The 1,311-nt window shown below is 66.1% G+C and carries 1 protein-coding gene; it reads left to right on the forward strand.

Going from position 1 to position 1,311, the window contains the following annotated elements; all coding sequences use genetic code 11:
- Positions 1-12: 12 nt before the first annotated feature.
- Complete coding sequence (locus B5F84_RS09395; protein ID WP_087323324.1) at positions 13-588, forward strand: ATP-binding protein; 576 nt, start codon at positions 13-15, stop codon at positions 586-588.
- The last annotated feature ends 723 nt before the right edge of the window (positions 589-1,311 follow it).

The raw sequence follows: 1,311 nt of genomic DNA on the forward strand, positions 1-1,311 counted from the left end.
AGGCCGAACGGGATGGTCGGCGTGCCCGCGCTCAGACCCGAAACTTTTTCGCGCTCATTCCCGAAAAACCACCGCGCTCAAACCCGCAATACGGAGGCTATCAAACACAACCCGCTCTCGCCCTCGTTCCTGGACCGCCGCGAGGACCTCGTGCTGATGGGCGACGTCGGCACGGGCAAGACCCACATGGCGAGCGCGCTGCGCCGGCTGGCGCGCGACAGGCGCATGGAGGCCCGCTTCTTCACGGCCCCCTCGCTCGTCGCGCGCCTCAGGCGGGCGCGCTACGAGGGCCGCCCGGACAGGGAGGCCTCCCAGATCGGGCGGGCGAGGCCGCTCGTGGTCGACGAGCCCGGGTTCCTGCCGCTGGACCCGGACGGGGCCAGGCTGCCGCTCCAGGTCTTCGCGGACGCCTGCGAGAGGCAGGGCGTGGTGATCACGACCAGCCTCGAGTTCAGCCGCTGGGGCTCGGTGCTCGGCGACGACCGGATGGCGGCCGCCGTCATCGACCGCGTCGTCCGCCACGGGCGGCTGGTCCAGTTCCGGGGCGAGTCCCACCGAGTGAGGCACGCCCTCATGCAGGAGGGGTAGGCGCTCAAAAAGCCCGCGCACGTCGCGTGCGCAGGCAGCTCAGATTCCGGTGCTCATTTTGCTCAAATCTAGTTGACAAAACACAGCAGCCGTAAGCGCCCAGCGCCTAGAACGCATTGCGCCGTCATATGCCCCCAGGCCCGCATCCTCGCGGCCAGGCAAATAGGCCGGACGTAGGCACAGTGGGGACAGTGCGCTAAATGACTGGAACAAAAAGGACGGCTACTAGAAGCCAGGCACACTCGTACGACGTATGCCAAGGGGCCATCCGCGTTGTACCTCGTCGCCCAGCCAGCCTGGTGGGACAAAGCCCCCGGCACAACGCACCCACGGGAATAGCTTGTGCAGAAGCAATCGCCCGTCGCGTACGGAGTCACGGCGAGCCATTCCTGGCTCAACGTTTGACGCCGCGGCCCAAAGAGCCAGAACGTCGCAAAATAGAGCCCCACTTGCTTGAGCGCGACATTATTGAGCCGAGCAATAGCGGGGCCTCAGGGCCCGGCGAGCGAAACACTGCCGTCGCAGGACCGCAAAGAGGCAAGGGGGTTAGTTGGGGATGCGCCTGGGAAAAGCGCCAGGGGCTCAGGGGAAATGAAGGGAGTTCCGAGGTTCCGCGTCCCCGCCACAGGAAAATGCCCCTTGTTGGTCAGCGACGTCCTGCTCTCCCACGGACTGACTCCGCAGTACCATCGGCGCTCGGGGGCTTAACTTCCGGGTTCGGAA

This window comes from Olsenella sp. An290 (genome assembly GCF_002159535.1).
In the GTDB taxonomy this organism is placed as follows: Bacteria; Actinomycetota; Coriobacteriia; order Coriobacteriales; family Atopobiaceae; genus Thermophilibacter.

What these genes read in the sequence shown, in the direction of transcription:
- B5F84_RS09395 (WP_087323324.1), top strand. Translation starts at nt 13, where the DNA reads ATGGTCGGCGTGCCCGCGCTCAGACCCGAAACTTTTTCGCGCTCATTC.